We start from the raw sequence: 23,295 nt of genomic DNA, 5'->3' as shown, positions 1-23,295 counted from the left end.
AGTATCAAATCAATTTATGATCGAAATTCCGGATTCTCTTCGTTCGCTGTTTACGGCGACAATCGATGAGCAAGACGGTACATACGTCATTGAGGTCCCCTCGAGCGAAGTCAATCACAAAGCACTGACTGTTAACGAAACGTACCGTGTCGCGCTTCTCGATTCCCCCTCCTCAGCAGAGTCATCACCTTCACAAGAGCCACAGCATCACGCTTCTAGAAGGACTACTAGTCACGGTTCGTCCGGTCCTCCAGTTGATGAAGGTGAGGTCCGCGACGTCTCCATCGAAACCGTTGGCGATCAAGGCGATGGTATTGCGAAAGTCGAACGTGGCTACGTCGTGATTGTTCCCGATGCTCAACCCGGTGATGAACCAACCGTCGAAATCGAGCAAGTCCAAGAGAACGTCGCGTTCGCCAGCGTCGTCGATGGTGACTCGCGGTCTCTATAGGCTGCTTTCACCGCAGCTGTTCGACCTGACCAGACAGATACTGCTGGAGGGCTGTGACCGTCTCTGTCGACACCGCCGATGCCCCAAAATCACTCCGATAGCCATGCTTGAGGTCTTCACTCTCTAAAATCTCCAATCCACGTTCGAGCTGCGCCCGCAGGGCATCCTCGTCTCCCCGATGCAAGTGAGGTGTGATTGTCTCCAGGTCAATTTCTTCTGCGACCGCAAGGACGTCTCGGAGATCCGTCTCGCGGCCGCTGTGGAGTTTCGCCGCCACGAGCACCGCTCCATCGATGACTCGGGCGGTTGTCGTCACCGTCCCACCGGTTACCTCTTGTTCCTGGCTGTGGTCGTGTAGATAGTCGAACGACCACTGCGCCTCAGTCTGGCGACAGCCGAGGCCGTTCACCAGTAAATCGAAGCCGATCGGTTGCTGGGGCGCGAGTCGTTTTTCGTACTCGATGACTTCCGTATCGTAGAACCACTGCTTAGCGTGGCTGTCCGTCTCCTCGAATCCATGTGCTTTGAGAAACGCGACGAACTCCTCTTTGGAGTCCGGGGCGACGACGATATCAAGGTCGGTCGAGAAACGCGCGTTGAATGTCGAGACAGCATAGCCACCGACGAGGACGTACTGGTGGCCGCTCTCGGTGAGTTCCTCGAGGAGTTCGATGAGCGCGTCACTCCGATCGCCGAAACTCATGACTGGATCCGCTCAGTCTCTCGGTAGGCGACGCCGAGATTGAGGTCGTCATACATGCGGTCGAGCATCGCGAGCGCTGACTGGAATTGCGCGTAGTGTTCGCGCATGTACTCGATCGTATCCTCGCTGGGAATGACCGGGTATCCTTCCACGTCCTCGATTTCGAGCGATGGGTGCGGATCGAGGACTATCTGTAGTGGCCCATCCAGTTCGTCTCTGGGTTGGCGCTCGAAGGCGGTTGGCAGCCCGAACGATTCGAAGAACGTTTTCCAGGCGTCAACGTCCTGCTCTCGAACAGCGATGAACAGCGGATAGTCGTCGGGATCACGACTGACCTGGTAGCCGCCCTGGGTCCAGACGTAGACGGCGTCGATCCGCGTGAACGCGAACGGCCAGTCACCGAACTGCGGGATGACGTACGTCTCCTCGATCGATGGCGGACTGACGCCGGCGCTCGCGGCGACTAGCTCGCGCGCTGCGTCGCGCACGCGAGCGTTGACAACGGAGAGGCCATCGTCGTAGTGTATGTAGCCTGCGTCTTCAAGCCTGTTTGCTGCCTGCCTGACCGTCTCGTAGGGTGTGTGAAGGTGCTGTGCGACGCGACGGATGGAATCACCACTCTCGATGGCGAGGATGACTTGGGCCGCCGTGTCGTCGAGCACTTCGTACATCTGACGATTACCAATAATCCGGTAACAGTTAAAAGAATTACTATAAGTCCTCATTCTGCTAACGCTTCCTAGCTCTCTCCTGAGGGTGGCTACGGCTCACTGACATCATGATAGTTGTAATTGGGAACGAACGCATCGAGGGAAACGAATGAAACGAACAAACCGAATAGATTGAGATACACGAGTTGGGTAAACTCCGAGACAGAACGGATCTCCATTGAGTAACGAATGAAATGAAAGAAACGAATGAGTTGATAGAAACGAATTCCTTTCGTTCGGTGAGTGTAACGAACGGTGGGTTTAACAGGGTAGTATTCCATTCACCGAGCGAAACACTTGCATCGAACGCACCGAACGCACCGACTATAACGAGCGAAACGAACAAAACGAATTCACCACAGAACACGAACGATATGAGCAACACGAACACTTCACGGATCACCGTAGCGAATCAGAAAGGAGGTGCGGGGAAGACAACGGACGTCATCCACACTGGCGGCGCACTTGCCGCACGAGGATACGACGTACTCCTCGTCGATATCGACTACCACGGTGGGCTCACATGCTCGCTTGGCTACAGCGACCTGTACTACGATACTGATCGGACCACGCTCTTCGACGTGTTCGACTTTGATCAGATGGAGGCAGTGAACGACATCATCGTCGAGCACGAAGAATTCGATATTCTCCCCGCCAGCGAGAAGCTCGCGAACAATAAGAACATCCAGACGCTGCTCGAAGCGCCTAAGAGCCGAGAGCGTCTGGGAATGACTCTCGACGAACTCGAGATGGACTACGACTATATCGTCGTCGACACTCCACCGTCCCTCAATGTTCTCACCGACAACGCCCTCGTCGCGACGGGAAACGTTATCATCCCAGTACTCCCTGAGAAGCTCAACGCCAATAGTCTCCGAATTTTTGCGAAACAGCTCCAGTCCCTCGAACCAGCCTACGGTGACGTCAACCGCCTCGCTATCGTGTGCAACCGGGTCGAACAGAACGCCGAACATCGAAGTACGATCGAGGAAATCCAATCAGCCTACTCGCTGCCTGTCTTCGAGATCCCAAAGCGGACGGACCTGTCACAATCGATCGGTGAAGGCGTATCGATCTTCGGCTTCAGCAAGGAGAACAAGCGGGTCGAAGACGCTCGTGCGCTATTCAACGATATTGCCGATCTACTTGACGAGACCTTCGAGAAAACCCCGCCGATGGAGGTGGAAGCATGAGCGATGATTGGGGAAGCGCCTCGGGTATCGAAGGTAACTACGATGACGACGATGAAGCGGAGGAAACGAATGAGACGAGCGAGGTGACCGAGATGACTGAAACCAGTTCCTCGACTGGAACGCAGGAAACGACTTCACCGAATAAAACGAAGGGAACGAGCAAAACGAACATCAAGGAGGAGTGGAACGGCCGGACGATCTATATCCCGGACAGCATCCTCGACGACTTGGAAGATACGTACCTCGAATCCCAGCTGAAACTTCGGAAAGCGGGTCGTGACGAATTCAAGAAGAACCGGCATTTCTATCCACTCCTCGTGCAGTTCGGCCTCGAAGCGCTCTCAGACGCCGACGTCGACGACATCCAGGCTCGACTCTCCGACATCGCCGACGAATAACTTACGAACTCCTGAGTCACCCATTTTTAGCTCTGATCTTAGCTGTATTCCTATTGTCCTATTTCTGCCGTTGAATACCATTGAGTAGTTGTAAATGGGACGAGGGATCGCGAACTGACTAGGAACTCGTCAAAAGGGTATGAATGACGATAGTAATGACCGTGCTTGTTTCTTGGTCATGTAGGCTCGCAGCAAGAACTCGTGAAAAATGGTGTGTTAGACACGCCGACGTCCACCGGTTCACCGGCAGGCTTAACCAACGACAGAATCGAGAAGTTAACCAACAGCGAGTATGCAGGACGTACCTGACGACATCGAAGACCGGCTTGAGGAACTGACTCCCCGGCAACTGGACCAGGTCTCACGACTAGCTGAGCGACTGGCAGAGGATCAACGACGCGAACAGAGGACCGAGGAGAAAGAAGAGCGAGGTGACGGGAGACGGACAGATATTCGCGGAGACAATCTTCCGGATGGGGTTCCAAGTAAAGCGACGTTGACGAAGAAGAAGATCAACGGCAATGAGTATTGGTACTGGCAGTGGCGGGACGGAGAGAAGATCCGCTCACAATATAAGGGACCTGTTGGCAGCAGCTGACGAGTCACTGCCAGAGATTCTAAGACTCGTTCGGTACAAGGGCTTACACGTACCGATGGCAAGAACCCCGGAGCAGAGCGTGGTTTCAGCCTCATATCCGCTCTTCACAAGGGCCCCCTCTCGTAGTTGAACAAATTGTTCCTTGATCCTTGTGAACACGTTTGGACCATCAACAAGTTGGGTCTCTCGAAGCAGGTTATATCGAACATATTTGTCATCAACGCAATCAGTTACGTAGGAGGTACCGAGGGAGAGAAACCATCGACGTAGAATCATGTCGGAAGCGATGTTTTAATTTAAATGTGCTTGCCATGTCCAGTGGAAAAGGCTAGCTGATTACCAGTCAAGCCGAACAGAAATCAGCAGTACACGTCGATAAAAAGTCGGATGCAGACTGCGATCGTCCTACCGCTATCGACAGGCGACGAGCAACAGCATATTCACGATCGGACCCGCCATAGTACGGATTTCTACTCCGTCCGATCTCGACCGACCGACATGAGGAAATGACGGCGCTTTTGGACTTCGTGATCTCAAGTGATGAATTCGTCTTGGGGAGGTTATTGGACGTCGATGGCGTGCATCGCATCGAGTTCACGCCGTTCGTTCCGGTCGGAGAGGACTTCATCCCGTACATCTGGGTAACAACAGACGACCACGAAGTGTTCGAGTCGACGGTACTCGACTCGCCGTACGTTGCGGCGCTCCAGAAACTCGACGGGGCGAGAGGTCCGACGCTTTATCGCGTTGAGTGGACGGAGTGCCTTGATGGACTGCTCGACATCCTCCAGACTCATGACCTCGCGGTTTCCCAAGTGAAGACAACCGGCGACAGGTGGCATTTTACCCTTCTCGCCGAGAACAGAGACGTATTCGAGGAGTTCCAGGCCGACTGTCACAGGGGCGGGTTCCCGATCACAGTAAAGCGGTTGTCGAACAGCGACAACCGTGATAGTTTGCTGTACGGGCTGACAGAGAAACAATGTGATGCGCTTCTGCTCGTATTCGAGTCGGGATACTATACCGATGGAGAGAACGTCACGCTGACCGAGATCAGCGAACAGCTCGATATCAGTCAGCAGGCCCTCGGGGCCCGCCTCAGACGAGGGACGAGCACGCTTATCTCGAATACGATCGCGTTGGATTGAGGGCCGACTTGGAGACGATGGACCACGAAAACGATCTGTCCTCAGTGACGAGGTGAATGCTCGACTCCGACATACCTTTGACCATCAGGTGAAGTACAGTCCGTCCTTGATTGAAAGTCTGCTACGTAGTAGCAATCATTTATTGGTCTCTGTAACGAAGATCTGAGTAACGGAACCACGACCGCACGTTGTGTGTTTGCGCCCCGATTATGAAGGGGTCATTTGAACCGGGATACCCGGTCGAGTAGGCAGTCTCCTCGTTCTCCTCGCGTGGTCGTCACGCGGAACCCATCACACGGAAAACACGTTCCGCAACAGCGACCAGTCATACATGACAGAAGCCACGCCTTCAGCCCGCGAGGCACGTCCCACGTCCCGGCTATCCGCGAAACCGTTCGCTCGGCCCGTTTGTTCCTCAAGGGTGCAGACCCGATGAGCGTCGTTGTCGAGTTTACGCTTCCCGCCGAATCGTTCCCGTTCGGACGGTCAACCAGCGGAGACCCGAGTGTCCGGGTCCAACTCGAACGCCTCGTCCCCCTGAAAGAGTCCCGCATCCCTTTCCTCTGGGTGACGGGCGAGGACTTCGACCAGTTCGAGCGGCACCTCCGCGAGAGCGAGGTGGTCACACGCGTCGAGGCGGTCACTCGGCTCGGCGACAGCGTCCTCTATCAGACGGAGTGGGACACCGACAAGGAGACGTTCCTGAACGGCGTCAGCGACCAGAACGGGGCGATAATGGAGGGCCACGGTAACTCCGAGTGGTCGTTCACCGTCCGCTTCCCGAACCACGCCGCCCTGACCGGGTTTCACCAGTTCTACCAAGCGCACGACTTCCCCGTTCACATCGACCGAGTGTACGCCCCCGACGAGACGTCCCGGACGGAGTACGGCTTCGGCCTCACGCCCGAACAGCGCGATACGCTGATGATAGCCGTCGAAAACGGCTACTTCTCCGTCCCCCGAGGCACGACCCTCGACGAGATTGCCGGGGAGATAGGTATCACCAAACAGGCCGCCTCCGAACGCGTTCGACGCGGAACCGAGACAGTCCTTCGGAAGGCGCTGATTGGGCTGATTGCTGAAGACTTCGAGTCGAAAGACAGCGGGTAGGTTCGACTGCGTTTCGAGGTAGCTTCTATGTCGGCGGAGTCGACCGCCTCAGGCTCATATCAGCCCGATAGCCAACACAACAGACGGACCACAATCGGTACTAGTGTTACTCCACTCTCAGTTCGGCGTCCCAGCGCCCGCTACTGAACGATGGTAGCACGTTCTCGGCTACGTTTCCGATCAGCCGTCCGTGGGTACTACCCAAACTTATCCGTCTCTGTCCCCTCATCTGTAGTACGGAACTACAGCTGCACACTCTGTGTTCGCGCCCCCGACACGAAGGGGCCGTTTAAATCGGGATATCCGGTCAAGGGGATGGTCTCCTCGTTTTCCTCGCGTGGCGGTCGCGCGGAGCACGTTATTCAGTACGCGCGTTCCGCAACATCACCGCTCGCGCATGACAGTACCCACGTCTCCAATCCAGAGAACCGACAGTGTATCCCAGTCGTCGGATAGCTCGTCCGTCTACTCCCCGCTCGCCGCTCGGAAGAAACGCTCCGGTAAGCGTCGTGCTTGAGTTTACGCTTCCCTCGGATTCGTTCCCGTTCGGACGGGCCACGAACGGAGACCCGAGCGTTCGGGTCCAACTCGAACGCCTCGTCCCCCTCAGAGAATCCCGCATCCCCTTACTGTGGGCGACGGGTACAGAGCTCACTCAGTTCGAGCGGCATCTGCGAGAGAGTGAGATAGTCACATACGTCGAGGCCGTCACGCGACTCGGCGAGAGCGTCCTCTACTACGTCGAGTGGGACACCGACAAGGAGACGTTCCTGAACGGTCTCAGCGAGCACAACGGGTCGATTCTGGACGCCCACGGCGATTCCGAGTGGTCGTTCACCGTCCGCTTCCGGAGTCACGCCGACCTGACGCGGTTCCACCAGTTCTGTCGGACTCACGACTACCCGGTTGCTATCGACCGCGTGTACGATCCCGACGAAGCCTCCCGAACGGAGTACAATCTTGGCCTCACCCCCGGACAGCGCGAGGCGTTGATGATGGCCGTCCAAGAGGGCTACTTCTCCGTCCCCCGTGGCACGACCCTCAGCGAAATCGCCGACCGGTTGGGTATCACCAAACAGGCCGCCTCCGAACGCGTCCGGCGCGGAGCCGAAACGGTCCTCCGGAAGGCGCTTATTGGTCTGGTTTCTGATACCCTCGAACCGACGGACGAAGCGTAATAGCGGTCTTGTCTTAAATCGGCTTTCTATGTTCGGTAGAATAGACCGGAGCAGAACATGTCAACCCAACCGCTGAATCGGGCAGATGGAGTATTGAGGGACGATGCGAACGAAAGACCCGGTCCCCGATTCGGCCTTCCGCTGTCTCGCCACCGAACGGCGACGGCAGATTCTCGGTTACGTTCGGAACAGACACGGCGATACCGCGTCGTTCGATGACCTCCTTGACCACGTAATCAAGCAGGAGGAACCGTCGTCAACGCTAGACAGAGAACAGGTCGCCCTCAACCTGTACCATCGTCACCTTCCCGTATTGGCCGACCACGGCGTTATCGATGTCGATGGTCGGACCGAGAGGATCCGGTACAGCGGCGACGAGGAGATAGAGACCGTGTTAGGCACCGAGCCCTGTGAGTCGAAGTCTCCTACGGAGACGGCGGAATAACCGATGCTCCGTATTCAGCGTGCGGCGTTCGCGTCTCACTCGACGATCGTTTCCGGAGATGGACTGCTCAGTAGGAACCTCGAATAACAATGTCAAAGACAACATCTGGATGGCCGGAACGGGATGGAATGGTACTCAGACACTGCTCGAACTGCGGAGGGGAACGCGAGCACGAGATATCGCTGACGATTACTCCGGTGATACGGCGAGACAACGTGAAGCCGGAAAACGAGAAGTGCGCCAGAAAACCCCACCGAGTCTACGAGTGTGCATACTGCGGTCACGCGCGTCCTGAACGAGCGTAGCGGCTACAGTCCACCGCGATACCTCCTCGTTGAGATAAATAACCGACGGACGGGGCTAATAGCCTCTTTCTCTGGGATGGTGGTCGGTACTACAGACGGAATGGCCCGTCTCCACGAAGTGCTCTATCGACCGCCTGTTGAACTCACAGGGCGTCAGATCACCCGAATCACTCACTGACCAGCTACACTGCTGGCACATAATCTCCACAGTACATGTTAAAATTTAACACATATGAATCCTCCGTCCATCGCTGTTGCAGTGAGATGCGCGTAGTCGGAAGAGACGTAAACGACGGCAGACGATCCGTTGTCGCAGGATGAACGTCGCCTCTGGGGAGGCGACGTAGTCTGGTTGATAGCTGACCGGTTGGGATCGGGGCCCCAGATCAGTGTCCACCAGCGGAGGTATCCAGAGTGAGTGATTCGCCGTGGATACGCGGATGGTCGACCCGACTTCCGTCTGGTGGACATCTTCGGATTGGAGAGATAGACCAGTGAGCGCCGGGGTTGTTACTAAGCGCCGTTCAAATACGGAAGGCTAAATGTCGCGACTATCGCTCAGGACGTCAAGAACCGAAGGACTCGTCCGCGAGTGCTGGTCACGTCGGGGGGTCCTCCGGAGAAGGAGATAGTATGTCAGGTCGCGCCGTTGATACCGGCGAGAAACCTTCTCCGGTGGACGCTTGACGCTTCGGCCGATCCGAACGAATTCATTCGCGTTGTGACTGAAAGTGATTGAAGTGCCGTCGTACCGAGCGAGGTTGTTTCGTCAAGAATCGAGGCAAGTGGGCGAATTTACGCTTGCCGAACAGACGAGGAGAGACACGTCAGTGACAGAGATGTTGGAGTCGGATAATAGCAGCCCACCTTTTTACAGACTCGGGTCGCGCTTCGCGCGACCACTCGTCGTAAAAATCTGGACCAAAAAACGGCCGACTCCGCCGTCAGAGACGGCTCCGCCGGTGAACCGCTCGCTCCCGACGGTCGCTCGCGGATGCTCACTACGCAAGCCCTACTGAACGGCTATTTCACATTCATCTACTGTAGAAATAAGTAGAGAAACTACTCGTCGAGGAGCCGGCTAGCGGTCTCACCGCGCTCTGAAGCGTCGATGTGCGAGTACGCCTTTTTCGTCACTGAGAGACTGGAGTGTCGAAGGATATCGGACGCCAGTCCCCGATCTTCCCGGAACAACGCATCCCCGAGGCCGCGACGAGCACCATGCAGCTTCGGTTTCTCACCGTCGACGTGGACGCCTGCGTCTTCGGCGATTCGAGCGAGGACCCGGCGAGCGCCGTGGGTCGTAACCGCTGGCGGTGGAATCTCGTACTCGCGGAGGACCTCGTCAACGTCAGCACCGTCGAGGAGTACATCTGCGTCGTCGCGAGCGTCACGGACCGCAGCGTACTTCGACGGAGCGTGTCCGGTCGGGAACACTGGCCACTCTTCGCTCGGAGGATCTTGAACACGCTTCCACTGCTGTATTGCCTCACGAGCCTGTTCAAGTACGGAGACGTCCTCCCACGATTGCGACTTCCCCCACACGCGGAACGTCCATGAGTCCGTATCAACCCGTTCCCAGGTGAGCCCCTGTCGGCCCGAGCGGTCGTCACCGCTTACACGGAAGACCTCTGCTCCTCGGACACCCGTGTACGCGAGGACGTGGATGAACGCGCGGTCTTGGACGGCCTGTGTCGCGTCGAGACCGTCTGCTTCGATTGCTTCGTACGCGCGGTCGTTCGTGTACTCGACGAGTTGCTGGCGAACCTCTGGTGTCCAGAACTGTTGAGTACGGTCCTCGTCGTCGCGGGGTAAGGGCTCGCGAGCACGATCTGTGAGTGCTGGGTTCTGTGAGAGGACACCGTCGCGAACACAGTAGCCGAGAAATCCACTGACGACGTTATAGTACATCTGTGCCGTTGATGCCGCGATTCCATCTGCCTCGACGCGCTGATTCAGCCTGTCGGCATACCGGCGAAGGATCTGCTCGCCGTCGTTCTCGAAGGAGTCGAAGGTCTCGAGATCGCGACGTCGGAGCCAGACGGTGAACTGGTCAAGGACGGTTTCGGCGGTGTGACGGTACTGATCGGAGTCACCACTGGAACGCAGGTAGCGGTCAACAGCCTGGGAGACCTCGGAGTCGTCGTCGGTCACGAAACTCTCCGTGAGGCTAGAACGGCGTTTTGAGGGTCGTAATCCTTGGATTCTACGGTTGGCATTGGATGGGATGAGGGTACAGCGTCGACCCCCTTAGTTCTACATTCGTGTACTCATCTACACGAAAGTGAGATTCCACCCTTGCTCGTTGTTACCGAGAACGCCTCTCTCTACCAAATATGGCATTTCTACGTCTCAAACCGATCTAGTAAACCACATACTGCTATACTGATCAGTGCGTCCGGAAGATGACACAGTTTCGGAGGATGGTCCGGTTCTGGGTCAATCTCTTCGCGAATCTACTTCAGAGGAGACCAATTATGAGTAGTTGATCCTTTTCCCGACCGGTACAGCACTGTGTATCGACAAATCAGCAAGAAATCCCGTATTTTGGCGGTGTTACTACTCTGAATGGGCGGACCAGCGAGAAATCGAGTCTTAGTCAGGCGGCAGAAGTCCTGAGGAGACCAATTCGACGCACTCCCCAGCAGTCAATACCGGTGCATACTCCATCTGTTCACCCACAGCGGCTTTCAGCAAGAAGTCCGTGAGACGCCAGATATTGTGGAGCAGAACGGCAAACACGAAATAGAACAACCGTACTCGATAGTCCTTCGACGAGGTCTTCGCGAGGAAGTCGTTCTTGATCGATTTGTACTCGTTCTCAATTTGCCAGCGAGAACTGTACCGACGACAGACTGCCTCCGCCTCGTCCGAGCTCACACGAAGGTTCGTCGCGAAGACGGCGGTTCCATCGCTCTTCGTCGAGGGCACGTAGAGGAACTGCATTGCGTGCGAGCCTGCGTCTAAATGGACCGTCGCTGACTCAACCGCGACATCGCGTTCTCCTGCCTCCATCGTCTCAATGACTTGCTTTTCAGTCGCGTGAACTCGTTTTGGGATGAGGTAGTTTACACCGAGGTTCGATAGCGTCTGGTAGACTGCTTTCGAGTCAAATTCACTGTCACAGAGTACCGTCTCGATTGGCACTAGCTCTTTCGCCCTCTGGACGAGCCGTCGAACCACTTGGTGAATCTGGTTTGGTGGATTCTTGTCCCATGGTGAACTCTCTCGGACTGGCTCAACTGCGAGTACGAGTGGGACGTTTCTGCCGACGATAGACAAAGTGGCGAATTTGAACGCTCTCTCTTCGTTATTCATCGTGCCGCTCACCATTGGCATGCCGTCGACGTCGCCGTAGTAGGGGATGGTGGTGATGTCGATCGCAGCTGTGATCGGACGACGAAACGACGACTTGGTCTGAATTTTCGAGAGCAATTGTTCAGTTGCGTCGTGGAATCCGTCTACTAGTCCTCTCGGATCGAACCGCTTGACTGCTCTGAGATGCGTGTCGCCGTGTGGTCCGTAGTCCTCACCTCGCCGGAATTTGAATCGAGCAGCTCCTTGTGGTGTTCCACAGCCAACCATCCCGATGAACGTCTGTAACTCGAAAAAGCGGCTATCGTCATACGTCCGGTTCGTGGCTCTTTCCGAATCGAACGAGTCGAACCCGTGCTCTTTCGCGAGTCTGGTCGTTTGATAGATCGTTTTGGTGTCGAAACTCTCACGGTTATCACACTCGGGCTCTTGTGCTTCCGATCTGCTGGTGTCTACAACGTCCTCTTTCGGTCGGACTTCAGGTATCGGATGACCCTTTCGGTAGATTTGCCGGACGAGAAAGTGAGCAGCGGTGGTCACGAACGTCCGAGTCGTCTCGTTGAATCGGTTGGACCACGTCCGAGAGAGTACTGATTCGCCTGGCATCTTTTCGAGGCCAAACGATTCGGCGAGCTCTGGGTACCGACTAAATGAACGGTAGCTACAATCGGTGGTTTCGCGATACACGAAGAGTCTGAGCATGCCCTCGAACGAGTAGGGTGCTGGATGCCAGTCTGGATACTCGTCTTCGAGGCGGTCGAATCTATCGGGGGCTTTCTCAAATGCCTCACAGAGCGAAGCACCACTACGAATCTCCTCGTGGAGATCGATACCGAACATGAACGCATATACCAAGATTTCACGGGGACGAGTCATTTCGAGAAGACACGAATCGCGGCCTCAACTGTATTGGGCTGAGAGTACGAACACTGTGGCACTGTCTAGTTAACCTCCTGAGCTGGCGTTCTTCCGTCGAGCGACTGGTGCGGTCGCTGAAAATTATAGTAATGAACAAACACTGCAAGCCACTGGCGGGCGCTCAGCCGACTGCCCACCCAGGAATTGTGGAAACGGTCAACTCTCATTTTAAATGTGTGATACCACTTTTCAATCAGGTTTCGGTCTGTGTAGTCAACCCGACCGTTCAGCCCTAATCGAGAAAAGGCAGTCCGATATCCGAAGGCATCAGCCAGAAACACCGTCTCTGAACAGTCGTGTTTCTCACAGACTCCGTGGAGAAACGCAGCCGCCGGATCGGTTCCATGACGCTTGAACAGCGCAACGTCAAGAATCACTTTTGTGTCGAGATCTATTGCAGCGTACAACCAAGACCACTCGCCGTTGATTTTGACAGCAGTCTCGTCGACTGCGACCCGCCTCGGCGTCGCCTTCGGCGGGTCTGAGACTCTGTCAGACAGCCGAGGTACCTACTGAAAAACTGCTTGAAACGAGCGTTCTACGCCGAGTAACCGAAGAATATCTTCTGTCTCTCTGAGTGAAAGACCGGCGGCATGGAGCCGGACGGCGAACGCCCTGACGGGCGTCGCCGTCCGCTCGCGCTGCCAACATTCAAGCGTAGCAGTGTCTAAACTCTCTTTGAGCAGGTTTGAGAGTAGCATAGATCACTAACTCTTCGACCTGCTCGTTCCTTATCTAGACAGTGCCTGGAGAAGTTATCTCCTTACGGGATGACATATTCTGAAGGTGGAACAGCTGTTTTGCTGAGTCAGTCTTGTGCCACCGACCGGGCTGGTTGCTCCGTTGCAGGGGCAGGTGGTTCGTGTGTTCCAAACTCGGGATGAGTTTCTTCCATCCACACGTACACGACCGCCCCGGAGACGAACATCAGGGCCGCGGTCATGTAGAATGCGGCTTCGGCGTTCACGAATTCCATCGAGAGGCCGATGAGGATTGCGCCGACGCCATACCCCGAGTCGCGCCACATTCGGTAGACACCCATTCCAGTCGCTCGCCACGTCGGGTGGGCGGCGTCGCCCGGTACGGTCATCAGATTTGGATAGAGCAACGCCATCCCGAGCCCGGACACGCCGGAGAGCACGGCCCACGGGAGGTACCCTTCGACGAGAACCATCCCGAGGACACCCGCACCGGTGAGGAACATCCCTGCAACAACCGGTGGGCGGCGACCAATGCGGTCCGCGAGTCCACCGGTTGCAATCTGGAGGAAGTACATCGCGCTGTGGACGCCGACGATGAACCCAACCGCTGCGATTCCGAGTCCCTGGCTCGTGAGATACAGCGGAACGGCGAGCCAGAACAGCGTGTCGACGAACTTCTCGATGTGTCCGGCCTGTGCCGCAGCGAACAACGTCTTGTCACCGTAGGTCGCGCGCTTCAGCACCTCACCGAACGGCAGGTTCGCGTCGTGGTGGTCTTCATCGTCGATTTCAGCCTCCGCGAGTTGAACCGTCTCCTTGATCAGGAAGACTGAGATGAGGAACGCCAGCACGACGACGACCGCGAGGAAGTAGAACGGCTCAGGCCGGAGACTCGTCTGGGCGGCGATGACGCCCGTGACCCATGCACCGACGGCGACACCGCTGTACCCAAAGGCCTCGTCGATGCCGACGGCCAGCCCTCGCTGCTCGGGCCCCGCGATGTCGATCTTCGCGTTGATGGCCATACTCCAGGTCAACGCCTGGTTGATGCCCAGCAGGATGTTCCCGACGGTGATCCAGCCCCAGCTCGGCGCGAAGATGAGGATGACAGGGAGTGGGAGTGCGGTCACCCATCCGAGGATGAGTACGGGCTTGCGACCGTATTCACCACCCCACTTGCCGGCGTAGAGGTTTAATAGCGCCTTGACGAAGCCGAACGAGACGACGAACGAGCCGATGACGAACAGCGACTCGACGCCGAGGACATCACGACCCAACACGGGCACGACGGCACGTTCGGAACCGATCGTCAGCCCGGTGGCGAACACCAGGAGGACGTGCAGGGAGAACTGCCCGAGGTGCTCCCGGATACCCTGTTTGAATTCAGTTTCTGTACTCATCGATCACTCCGCTGCGCAGTTGTTCGGACCCAGTTCAAGCTCGGCCAGTTCGTCGGCGGGAACTGATTCTTGCCCCACGTTCGTTCGCTTGACACGCTCGAAGTTCGGCGGATGATCCGGGATATCTGACGCGAGTTCCTGGATGAACTCCTCGCGGTCGCGGCCGAGGTCCTCGTTCCGCTCTCGGACCTCGCTCAGCGTTGTAGTCACTGGCGGTTCCGGCGAACCGGGATCGTGCGCCGGGAGGACGAGCGTATCGTCTGCTCGGTCCTGAAGTCGCTGGAGGCTCTCGTAGAGCGTCGCGGCGTTCTGCTCAACGTTGGAATCTTCAATTCCGGCTTCGACGCCAAGTTCGACGCGGCCCACGCTCTCGTGGAAGAGTGTGTCGCCCGTAATCAGTGACACACCCTCGATATCGAACGAGACGCTTCCTTCGCTGTGTCCCGGCGTATGGATGACCTCGATATCGAGGCTGCCGACCGCTACAGTCTGTCCATCCTCAATGGGCGTTGCACCGATGGCAAGTGCGTCCTTCGGGTGGAGGTAGTAGGGAACGCCGTGACGATCGGCCAGTTCTGTACCTCCTGAAACGTGGTCGGCGTGGGCGTGCGTGTCGAAGACACCGACGAGTTCAGCGTCGTACTCGTCGAGAATCGCCTCGTATTCCTCGAGGTAGTGCGACGGGTCGAAGACGGCGGCTTCACCGTCCGAGACAAGCACGTGCGAGAGACAGCCTTTCCCTGGTCGTGCGATCTGAACGAGCATGCCGTCGAGGTCGGCAGCGACTGGTGCGTGGCGGTGAACGCGACTCCATCCGTTCATTCCGTCTTCGAGCGTCGCCGCGTTGTAGTCCATCTCTTGGAGGGCCTCCGTTGCCGTCTCCGCGGCGATTCCTGCACCACAGACCGTAACAATCTCTTTCTCTTCTGGGAGGTGCGAAAGAGCGTCCTTGGCTTCGTCAGGGTCGCTAGCCAGTTCGTCGTAGACGTCGACGTTGACGCTCCCCGGTACGTGCCAGTCATCGAACTCATCTCGGTGGCGAATGTGGACCACGAGCAGACCGTTTTCGTCAGTCTGCAGTCGTTCGCCGAGTTCCTCGGGGGAAATTTCCGACATCAGTGTTTCTCCGTACGGGTAGTAGTAGAATATAGGCACTGCCGGACATGACCGGCACTGTTATTTTTCCGTAGACGAATGGGTTTCCATGAGTCTTTACGAGGCCTCGTTCCGGGTCAAACACGAGTGTCCGTATCGAGAGATCTCGGAGCGATATCCCGATCTTACCATCCGCGAGTGGTATCTGGACGACTGTCAGGTGATCGAAATCACGGCACCGGGGTCTCCGACTGATGACCTCCTCGACGAGATCGACCGCTTAGGGACGATTCTTCACGAGTCGATCGACGATACTGGCCTTCACGTCGTCACGCAATCCTGTCTCTGCTCACTGGAAGACTCCATTATCGAACGGTTCGAAGCGCACAATTGCCTGTATCAGCCACCGACGGTTCATCGTCAGGGCTGGGAGCACTACTCCGTGATTGCCTTCACCGAGAGCGATATCAGGGCCCTTCTTCACGAGTTGGAGGCCGACCGCGACATCGAAGTCCTATCGAAGACGGCGATTACGGCACAGCGAATCCCGCACAGTATGCTGGCTCCGGTCGACCAGTTGTTCGAAGACGTAACCGAGCGACAGATGGCTGCGCTTCGGTTGGCACTGGAGAGCGGCTACTACGAACAGCCCCGGAAGACGTCGCTCCGAGAACTCGCCAACCAGACGGCCGTCGCGCGTTCGACGTACGAAGAACACCTCCGGAAGGCGGAGAACAAAATCCTCACGAACGCCGGTCAGTTCTTGCGCCTGGTGACGGCGACATCTACGGCAGATCCATTAGAGGTCGAAAAGACCCGCCAAGCTGAGCGGGCTGCCGATTAACTGACCCTCTTCGCGCTGGACGGTGTTCCGGTTAGCCGATTGTGAGTAACTTATCAGCATCCTCACCGACTCCGAGGCAATCTTGAATCTCCGCTCTGGATCTGAGGTTGTCCGGTTCGAGATCGCGGGAGTATCTCGACACGACGCTCAGGGGAACCGAGTCTGAGGATGTGACTGCCCTCAAGCATTGACACAACATTCCCACTGAACTACAGAGTTGTCACACGCTCATTCTCGACGAGTACGTCGTCGAGGGATACGTCCCTGCCGGAGTAATCGCGACGATGCTCGGTGAAGAGCTGGCCATCGACGGCATCGCGCTGCCCGGGATGCCGGCCGGGTAACCGGGAATGGGCGGGACGAAATCCGGCTCATTCACCGTCTACGCACTCGGCGGCGAGAAGATGGGTGAGGTGCACGCCGAAATCTAGGATCTAAACTGAGTGAGCCACTGGTGAAGATACTTTGGGAGGGAACACAACGGTCTAAACGATGATTAGACGACTCCTCCACGACCTCGGATACGTGATCGCGTATGTCCTCTTCGTCGGCGCAAATACACCGGAATCAGTAGTTAAGCGCCTTCGCGTCGCGTACCGTCTCGTCGGCGTCCGGATCGTCGAGACGCCACAGGTCGATTCAGTCAAACGGACGATCTTCCTGTGCCCATACCGGGATCTAGGCGCCACCTGGTTCGGGGAGAAGTGGATCTGTCACGACATCTTAGACCGCGTCGACGACGGTTACGTAACGTATCTCCGACGGCACAAGGGGATCGACTACCAGCGCCCCCGCGGGTGTGCCGACCTCGCGTACTGCGGCGAATCCGAGTACTGCTATTCGGAGGTTTCCGAACTCGAGTAGGTCTTCTATGGATCAGAATTCCCTCCGCGAGCGGATTATCGACCAGTTCTCTTACCGCGGCAAACGAGCCGACATCTGGCGGGCGTTCGACCTCCTGCTAGAGACCGACGAGTTTCTTAATCTCGGCTACTCGGAGTGGTACCAACCACACGTCTTTGGGTCGAGTCAGCGCCGTCTCGTCACGGAAGTCGGATCGAGAATCGAATCGTACCCGCCCGGCACGGACGGAGTGCGTCTCCTCGATATCGGTTGTGGCCGAGGCGGTCCGGCGATCCACCTCACCAATCGGTTCGGCTCCCGGGTTACCGGACTGGATCTCGTTCCGTACAACATCGAGCGGGCAACCGAGAACGCACGCGGAAAGCAAGCCGAGACCGAGTTCGTTGTTGGCGACGCCACGAAACTACCATTCGCCACGGACTCGTTTACCGCGTGCACAGCCATCGACGCCCTCGTCTATCTCCCCGACCGGAACAGCGTCTTCGCTGGGGTCGCGGATGTTCTCGAACCTAAGGGGGTCTTCGTCGTCTCCGATCTCGTGATGCGGTCCGACGTGAGCGAAACAGAACGAAGGGTCGTCGACTCGTTTGCAGACGCGTGGGATATGCCGTCGATTGGGACCGTCGAGCAGTACAAGGCGGCTCTCGATGATTCGAATCTCGAACTCGAGACGGTAGAGAACATCACGGGACACAGCGTCGGGCGGTTCAGAAAGTGGACCTCGCTGTACCTTCAGCTACTCAGGAGTCCCACTCGGTCGCTCCTCGAACGACTGTATCGAGCGTATGACCTCGATCCAACGGGGATTACCGAGCAGGTGAAGGCCGCGCACCGTGCGTTGCCGTTCCTACAGCACGTCGTCCTCGTTGCGAAAGCGGAGGCACCCTGACCCCGCTACTCACGAAACGAGAAAGCATCGAGCCCTCACGTCGGCGTTTGAGCGTCCCGCGGACAATTGGAACGACCTGCGGGATGTCTTCCAGACGTGTGTAATCGACGAGTTCGAAGCGGTCGTCAGTTCGAAACACCTCGTCCGTCTCTCGATTCAAATGACAGCCGCCAGCGACAGTATGCCACGCAGGTGCGAGCACATCGTGGGCAATCCCAACCGTCCCGTCGCCCCGAACGTGTTCGAGAAATCGGAATTCACCGCTTGGTTTCAGCACTCGCGCTACTTCGGAGAGTGCAGCCTCCACATCGGGAATCGTACAGAACACGAGTGACGCGATCACCACGTCGAACGACTCCTCTGCGAACGGCAGTGCTTCAGCGCCGGCGCCCTCGACCGCAATTTCCAGTTCGAGATCGCGGGCTCGCTTGACCGCCTGCCGACGCATGTGTGGATCCGGTTCAATCGCGGAGAGCGTGACAGTTGCACCGTCTGCCATGGTCTCTCTGAAGTATGGAAACATCGCACCCGTCCCCGCACCGAGATCTAGAACTGAGCCGGAAATCTCGTCGACGAGATACCGGCGGTGTTCAGCGAGAACGGTGCGCTCTGCAGGTTCCATCACTGGGTCGTACAGTCGTGCAAATATCGGGTGGTGGGGCTCAGTCATCGGTATCGCTCGTCTCGGAGGGGTGGGTCGTCCCATTGCCGGGGCTGGTGGCGTACGTCGCGTCGACGCTCTGGTTCAGTCGTGAGAGGAGCAGTCGGAGTGCCGTCAATCCCGAAATGAGTGCCGCTCGCGTTTCGTGGTTCTGGTCCCAGAACTCCGCCGAGGTGTACCGATCCGTATCGTCCTGCAACGTATCGATCATCTGGGAGAGTTCGCCGGTCAGGAGCTTTTCTTCTACATCGTCTGCGTCGTCGACCGCGAGCAGGGGTACGGCGTCGGTTTCGCTCTGGATGTCGCTGCGCTCTTCGAGGCGCGCCAGTTCCGTCGCGAACGTCCGGAGTAGCCCGAGTGCCGTCTCGAGGAGGACGTAGTGCTCCGGGTGATCGCGCCAGTACTCGGCAGACGTGTACTCGGGCACGTCGTCTTGGATGTCCTGCAACAACGCATCGATGTCGTCCGTCCAGACGTGGGCAAGCGCTTGAATCGCCTCCCTGCGGAACGCCGCCTCTTCGGGGGTTGCTGCCGATGGCGACTCCCCACCGCCACCACTCTGCCCGAGAAGGATCCAGTCGACGAGTTCGCCCCACGCCCGATCCATTGCGGCCCGGGGCGTCGCCTGCTTCGCGAGTTCCTCGGCGACGATGGGTCGGATCTCCTCGCTGAAGCGATACTCGGGCGCGAGGACGAGCGTCAGCGATTCGGCTGTCACGACCGCCTTCGCCTGCAGGACCATTTCTGAAGGGAAGACGACGCCGTGTTCGGCGCCTGCGTAGACGATCTCAAGATAGGTCTGTGCGAGACTCCGCTCCGAGAGGTCCTTATTGTAGAAGCGGTCGAGGAGTACGTCGTACTGGTCGCGGTAGGCGTCGAGGTCGGCCCGCTCGGTCGATTCGGCCATCTCTACGAGATGGTGAAACGCTCGGTCGCGCTGTCGGCGTGTGATGGCGATCCAGTACGCGAGGAAACGGTCGCGTTGAACGGTCGTCATCCGGCCGACCATTCCGACGTCGAGGATCGCGATACTGCCGTTCCGCTGGAAGAAGATGTTCCCCGGGTGGAGGTCGGCGTGGAAGAAGCCGTCGGAGACGAACATCTTGATGAGCAGTTCCGAGAGGCGCTGAGCGAGCGTGTGGCGGCGTTGCTCGCTTACGGCGTCTGGAATCGCTCCAAGTCGCATCCCCGAGACCTTCTCCATTGTCAGGACACGCTTGGTCGTGTGGCTCCAGTAGACCGCTGGAAACGTCACGTCGTCCCAGTCCACGAAATTCCGGCCGAACTCTTCGAGGTTGTGACCTTCGACCTCGAAGTCGAGTTCCTTCAGCGTCCACGAGGCGAACTCGTCGACGATCTGGGTAACGGGGAGCTGACGTGGCGTCAATCGGAGTGCGGACCCCAGCCGGGCGAGACTTCGAACGATTCGGAGATCCCGTTCCATGCGTGGGCGGATACCCGGACGCTGGACTTTCACGGCGACGTCTGTCTCATCGTCCAGCATCGCGAAGTACACTTGACTCAACGAAGCCGAAGCGATGGGCTCGGTGGGGAACTCTCGAAATAGTTCCTCCGGAGGTTCTCCGAGTTCGGATTCGATGACTGCTCGGGCGTCACGGTGAGGAAATTGTGGAACGTTCTCTTGCAGTTCTTCAAGCCGTTTCGAGACATCGGGCGGGACGAGATCGGGTCGCGTCGAGGCGATCTGGCCGAGTTTGATGAACGTCGGCCCAAGCTGGACGACGAGGCGATGGACGTGCTCGGGAAGCGGTTCCGAACTGAATTGGTACCGGATCGCCGCTACGAGAGTATAGCGGAGAATCTCGACGAAGCGCACGATGGTTCGCACCGCCTCACGGATTCGCTCGATCATTCCGCACCCTCCTGGTCAGCGTGGGCCCAGAGTCGTTTCAGGTCGCGATACTCGCGAGTGAATTTCGGCGACGGAAGCGCCTCGGCGAAGACTTCAGAGAGCTCGACGAGCAGTTTCTCGTAGGAGATCGTTCGGTCTGGTTCGAGTGTGAGCGCCCGGTCGGGCCAAGGACGGCCCTCCTGCATGGGCCAGTCGTGAGCGATCTGGTCGTCTTTATCGAACAGGTACGAAGTGTCCTCCTCGGTGAACTCGTCGTTCTCCATGAGTCGTTGGAAGCCGTCCGCCTCCTCGTAGATGTGGAACGTCTCGAACTCAAGGTCGAAGCCGGGAAGCGTCCCGAACCCACCGAAGACCGGGAGATACTCGACCGGCAGGTCAACGTAGAGCACGTGATAAGCAGTCGTCCCGCCGTCGGCGCGCGGCGTGAGCTGGAGTGACGTCCCGAGGAAGACCTTTCCCCACTCTGCGAACGGTGCCCGCCACGTGAACCGTCGATTCCGCTCGCACTCGGTCACCACCCCGTAGTGCATCACGTGGCGGTCGCCGGGCTTCTCCCAGATGAGGAACCGTGATCCGACGCCACCTTCCTTCACGTCGAGCCACTCGCAGCCGACGTGGATATCGCGCGTCCAGTCAGCGTAGCGTGCGAACCGGGAGAAGGCGTTGAACACCTCATCGGCGGGAGCGTCGAAGTCGACCTCGCCGTCAGCATAGAGCACACGAACCCACTCGCCGTCCGAAATTCGCCCGGCCCAATCTCCGGCCACAGTCCGCGCTTCCGTGAAGAGGAACGACCGTTCGTCGTCCGGGATGTCGTTCTCTTTGAGAAGTGAGTCGAGGCCCCTGAGTCGCGTCTCGAGGAACGATTCGACGCGCTCCTCCTGAAGACTGGCCGTACCGGTGAACCCCGCGAGGACGGGGAGATGCTCCTCTCTGACGTCGAAGTACAACGTTTCGCTTACGGTCGCTGTCCCTTGGTCTGTCTCTTCGATTTCGAGTTCCGTCCCGATATATGCCCGCTGCCATTCGCTGAACGGCGCTCGCCACTCGAAGCGGTTCGGCCGATCTACGTCGATGACTTCGCCATAGTGTGCGAGATGGGTCGTTCCTGGCTTATCGTAGGCGATGAACTTCGACCCTGGACCACCTTCCTCGATGGTCAGCCAGTGGGCAGAGCCCTGCATCTCGGGCGTCCACCGATCGTACTGCGCGAATCGAGTGAACGCGTCGAAGAACGCTTCCGGTTCTGCTTGGATCTCAACACTTGCTGTCGCGTGTTCGATTCTGAGCAACGATGCATCAACTGGGCTCTCACCGATCACGTCGAACTCGGTCGTCGTCTGATCGCTTCCACCAGGCCGGTCGATTGTAAGTTTACGTCGTGTCATGGGTATCACTACCGTGTTCAGCGTTCGGTTGCTGGCCGTGCTCGGCGTACCAGCGTGGTTCGGGCCACTGGAAGCCGCCTTCACGATAGACGTCGAACACACCTCGCTCGATGTCGGCGCGAATGACGTCGGCGGTTTCCTCGTCGACGCTCACAAAGTGACACAGTGGGTGGCCCGGATACGCCACTGCGTTTTCGAGAACGCCGACGACGAGGCCGGTAGACGGTGCTCGAATCGTCTCGATGTCGTCCTTGAAGTGATCTGAAATCGTGAACAGTGGCTCGCCGTCCTCGACGAGTGGGTGTGGGCCCCACCCCATCTCGACGAGACCACCGGTCTCGGCGCGAATCCACGTTTTCTCGCCGTCGCGAGCGACTACGCGCGTCCAGCCGGGCCAGGAAACCGGTCGGTCGGGAAGCACCTCGTGTTCGGCGAGGACGCTCGCGACACAGTGGAGCGCCCGGTCGAGGTGCGCCGTCTGGAATCGATGGGCGCGACCCATCTCGACCGTGACCGTCGGGATACCGTCCCGACAGGCTACACTTCTGAGCGTCCCACGTGAGCCTTCGCCGTCGAGGATGACACTCGTACCGAACGCTCTGGCGAGTCGTTCGACGTCGGGGTCGCGCATATCGGCGCGGACGTGGTACATCGTCGTGCGGTTGCGCGTCGACGTGTGGAAGTCGAGGCCGAGATCGCACTTCGAGATGAACTCCTCGTAAATCGTGTTCGCGAGCCGTTTGGCCATCGTAGTTCGGGCGTTGCCTGGGAACGACCGATTGAGGTCCTCGTCGTAGATGGGGATGTAGCGCTGCTGGGCGAGAAAGCCCGGCACGTTCAACACGTGGAGGCAGACGAGTGCCCCGTGGAGGTCCTCTGGCTCGTAGTGATCGGCGACCTCCTGAATAATCTTGACCCCGTTGAGTTCGTCTCCGTGGACGGCAGCGGTCAGGAAGACGCACGGCCCCGACGACGTGCCGTTGATGACCGTGACTGGGATTTCAAGCGTATCACCGTGATACGTCTCGCTACAGGCGAAGCGGAACGTTTGCTTCCTTCCCGCATCGATGGTCCGTCCACCGACGGAAACGTGCTGTGTCGTCATCGG

General features: G+C 57.8%; 23 protein-coding genes and 1 pseudogene. 13 read left to right on the top strand and 11 right to left on the bottom strand.

Translation table 11 applies throughout. The annotated features are described in order from the left end of the window. Positions 1–16 precede the first annotated feature (16 nt). Positions 17–451, top strand: a complete 435-nt coding sequence (locus NDI76_RS21715) for a TRAM domain-containing protein (protein WP_310926224.1) — start codon at positions 17–19, stop codon at positions 449–451. A 7-nt stretch (positions 452–458) separates the two neighbouring features. On the opposite strand, the gene NDI76_RS21710 is transcribed toward NDI76_RS21715, so the two are convergent. Together NDI76_RS21710 and NDI76_RS21705 are read right to left on the bottom strand one after the other, a co-directional pair. Continuing rightward, entirely contained in the window at positions 459–1,154 is a 696-nt protein-coding gene (locus NDI76_RS21710; protein ID WP_310926222.1) for a nucleotidyltransferase domain-containing protein, read from the bottom strand. After that, entirely contained in the window at positions 1,151–1,825 is a 675-nt protein-coding gene (locus NDI76_RS21705; protein ID WP_310926221.1) for a helix-turn-helix domain-containing protein, read from the bottom strand. Before NDI76_RS21705 ends, NDI76_RS21710 begins: the two co-directional genes overlap by 4 nt. A gap of 413 nt (positions 1,826–2,238) precedes the next feature. On the opposite strand from NDI76_RS21705, the gene NDI76_RS21700 reads away from it, so the two are divergent. The 8 genes from NDI76_RS21700 (at position 2,239) to NDI76_RS22845 (ending at position 8,239) form a co-directional block, all read left to right on the top strand. Next, on the top strand, positions 2,239–3,057 hold the full coding sequence (locus NDI76_RS21700; protein WP_310926220.1) for a ParA family protein: 819 nt from the start codon (positions 2,239–2,241) through the stop codon (positions 3,055–3,057). Beyond that, a complete protein-coding gene (locus tag NDI76_RS21695) occupies positions 3,054–3,455 on the top strand; it encodes a DUF8160 family protein (protein ID WP_310926218.1) in 402 nt (133 codons plus the stop codon). The genes NDI76_RS21700 and NDI76_RS21695 overlap by 4 nt, the downstream gene beginning before the upstream one ends. A 292-nt stretch (positions 3,456–3,747) precedes the next feature. Next, positions 3,748–4,053: a hypothetical protein gene (locus NDI76_RS21690; protein ID WP_310926217.1), complete on the top strand. Its 306-nt coding sequence runs from the start codon at positions 3,748–3,750 to the stop codon at positions 4,051–4,053. Between the two features lie 506 nt (positions 4,054–4,559). Continuing rightward, the gene (locus NDI76_RS21685) at positions 4,560–5,201 is read left to right on the top strand and encodes a helix-turn-helix domain-containing protein (protein WP_310926216.1); all 642 of its coding nucleotides are present in this window, start codon (positions 4,560–4,562) and stop codon (positions 5,199–5,201) included. Between the two features lie 432 nt (positions 5,202–5,633). Further along, positions 5,634–6,311: a helix-turn-helix domain-containing protein gene (locus NDI76_RS21680; RefSeq protein ID WP_310926215.1), complete on the top strand. Its 678-nt coding sequence runs from the start codon at positions 5,634–5,636 to the stop codon at positions 6,309–6,311. Positions 6,312–6,820: 509 nt separating this feature from the next. Beyond that, positions 6,821–7,489, top strand: coding sequence for a helix-turn-helix domain-containing protein (locus tag NDI76_RS21675; RefSeq protein ID WP_310926214.1), 669 nt, complete (start codon positions 6,821–6,823; stop codon positions 7,487–7,489). 103 nt (positions 7,490–7,592) lie between these two features. Next, a complete protein-coding gene (locus tag NDI76_RS21670; protein ID WP_310926213.1) occupies positions 7,593–7,934 on the top strand; it encodes a DUF7344 domain-containing protein in 342 nt (113 codons plus the stop codon). An 89-nt stretch (positions 7,935–8,023) separates the two neighbouring features. After that, on the top strand, positions 8,024–8,239 hold the full coding sequence (locus NDI76_RS22845) for a DUF7835 family putative zinc beta-ribbon protein (RefSeq protein ID WP_484494593.1): 216 nt from the start codon (positions 8,024–8,026) through the stop codon (positions 8,237–8,239). A gap of 1,062 nt (positions 8,240–9,301) precedes the next feature. Here NDI76_RS22845 and NDI76_RS21665 read toward each other — a convergent pair. The 5 genes and pseudogenes from NDI76_RS21665 to NDI76_RS21645 all read right to left on the bottom strand — a co-directional run bounded on the left by NDI76_RS21665 (position 9,302) and on the right by NDI76_RS21645 (position 15,689). Further along, the gene (locus NDI76_RS21665) at positions 9,302–10,393 is read right to left on the bottom strand and encodes a tyrosine-type recombinase/integrase (protein WP_310926212.1); all 1,092 of its coding nucleotides are present in this window, start codon (positions 10,391–10,393) and stop codon (positions 9,302–9,304) included. Positions 10,394–10,834: 441 nt separating this feature from the next. Next, entirely contained in the window at positions 10,835–12,394 is a 1,560-nt protein-coding gene (locus NDI76_RS21660) for a transposase (protein ID WP_310926211.1), read from the bottom strand. A 101-nt stretch (positions 12,395–12,495) separates the two neighbouring features. Then, positions 12,496–13,173 (bottom strand): annotated as a pseudogene (locus NDI76_RS21655) (IS6 family transposase). 107 nt (positions 13,174–13,280) lie between these two features. Then, entirely contained in the window at positions 13,281–14,573 is a 1,293-nt protein-coding gene (locus NDI76_RS21650) for an MFS transporter (RefSeq protein ID WP_310926210.1), read from the bottom strand. A 3-nt stretch (positions 14,574–14,576) separates the two neighbouring features. Then, entirely contained in the window at positions 14,577–15,689 is a 1,113-nt protein-coding gene (locus tag NDI76_RS21645) for an MBL fold metallo-hydrolase (protein WP_310926251.1), read from the bottom strand. A gap of 88 nt (positions 15,690–15,777) precedes the next feature. Here NDI76_RS21645 and NDI76_RS21640 point away from each other — a divergent pair, with 88 nt between their 5' ends. The 4 genes from NDI76_RS21640 (at position 15,778) to NDI76_RS21625 (ending at position 18,265) form a co-directional block, all read left to right on the top strand. Further along, positions 15,778–16,512, top strand: a complete 735-nt coding sequence (locus tag NDI76_RS21640) for a helix-turn-helix domain-containing protein (RefSeq protein WP_310926209.1) — start codon at positions 15,778–15,780, stop codon at positions 16,510–16,512. A 197-nt stretch (positions 16,513–16,709) separates the two neighbouring features. Then, entirely contained in the window at positions 16,710–16,856 is a 147-nt protein-coding gene (locus NDI76_RS21635) for a DUF411 domain-containing protein (protein ID WP_310926250.1), read from the top strand. A gap of 148 nt (positions 16,857–17,004) precedes the next feature. After that, a complete protein-coding gene (locus tag NDI76_RS21630) occupies positions 17,005–17,376 on the top strand; it encodes a hypothetical protein (RefSeq protein WP_425498406.1) in 372 nt (123 codons plus the stop codon). Then, the gene (locus NDI76_RS21625; protein ID WP_310926208.1) at positions 17,312–18,265 is read left to right on the top strand and encodes a class I SAM-dependent methyltransferase; all 954 of its coding nucleotides are present in this window, start codon (positions 17,312–17,314) and stop codon (positions 18,263–18,265) included. The genes NDI76_RS21630 and NDI76_RS21625 overlap by 65 nt, the downstream gene beginning before the upstream one ends. On the opposite strand, the gene NDI76_RS21620 is transcribed toward NDI76_RS21625, so the two are convergent. The 4 genes from NDI76_RS21620 to NDI76_RS21605 are packed head-to-tail and all read right to left on the bottom strand — an operon-like array spanning position 18,183 to position 23,292. Continuing rightward, complete coding sequence (locus NDI76_RS21620; RefSeq protein ID WP_310926207.1) at positions 18,183–18,935, bottom strand: class I SAM-dependent methyltransferase; 753 nt, start codon at positions 18,933–18,935, stop codon at positions 18,183–18,185. The genes NDI76_RS21625 and NDI76_RS21620 overlap by 83 nt on opposite strands. Further along, positions 18,928–20,799 (bottom strand): ABC1 kinase family protein, encoded by a 1,872-nt coding sequence (locus NDI76_RS21615; RefSeq protein ID WP_310926206.1) that lies wholly within the window; start codon positions 20,797–20,799, stop codon positions 18,928–18,930. Before NDI76_RS21615 ends, NDI76_RS21620 begins: the two co-directional genes overlap by 8 nt. Beyond that, a complete protein-coding gene (locus NDI76_RS21610) occupies positions 20,796–22,271 on the bottom strand; it encodes an SRPBCC family protein (protein ID WP_310926204.1) in 1,476 nt (491 codons plus the stop codon). The genes NDI76_RS21615 and NDI76_RS21610 overlap by 4 nt, the downstream gene beginning before the upstream one ends. Then, positions 22,174–23,292, bottom strand: a complete 1,119-nt coding sequence (locus tag NDI76_RS21605) for a succinylglutamate desuccinylase/aspartoacylase family protein (protein ID WP_310926203.1) — start codon at positions 23,290–23,292, stop codon at positions 22,174–22,176. Before NDI76_RS21605 ends, NDI76_RS21610 begins: the two co-directional genes overlap by 98 nt. Positions 23,293–23,295: the final 3 nt, after the last annotated feature.

The sequence above is a fragment of the Halogeometricum sp. S1BR25-6 genome, assembly GCF_031624495.1.
Taxonomy (GTDB): Archaea; Halobacteriota; Halobacteria; order Halobacteriales; family Haloferacaceae; genus Halogeometricum; species Halogeometricum salsisoli.
The sequence above is the reverse complement of the archived record's forward strand: the minus strand, read 5'-3'. Positions and strand labels throughout refer to the sequence as shown.